Origin of the sequence: Pseudoalteromonas luteoviolacea NCIMB 1944 (genome assembly GCF_001625565.1) — a bacterium.
GTDB lineage: Bacteria > Pseudomonadota > Gammaproteobacteria > Enterobacterales > Alteromonadaceae > Pseudoalteromonas > Pseudoalteromonas luteoviolacea_F.
This window is the reverse complement of record NZ_AUXS01000068.1, coordinates 1-286: the sequence shown is the minus strand read 5'-3', so window position 1 is coordinate 286 and position 286 is coordinate 1. Positions and strand designations below refer to the sequence as shown.

1 protein-coding gene is annotated in these 286 nt (G+C 46.5%); it reads right to left on the bottom strand.

The genetic code is table 11. The annotated features are described in order from the left end of the window. Window positions 1-286 (bottom strand): hypothetical protein (locus tag N483_RS27345; protein ID WP_196764423.1); only part of this gene is annotated, 286 nt, incomplete at both ends.

The window sequence follows — 286 nt, the reverse complement described above, 5'->3', positions numbered from 1 at the left end:
ATTTACTGTTTGACCAAACTTATCCGTGCCCGTGATTGTGACCTTGATGTCTTTTAACAGCGCATCATTTGAATCGACAACGCCATCTTGATCTACATCGAAGAATACAGTACCAGCAATAGACTTCTCACCAGCCTTTGGCTTTTCAGTAAAGCGGATCGCAGGGGTTGGATCTGTGCCTACCACTACCTTGGCGACATTGCTCACTACACCAGATTCAGTGCCGATATAACGATTGCCTGTTTGATAGGTGGCGCTTGACGTCTGCGTGATGGTATAACCATCC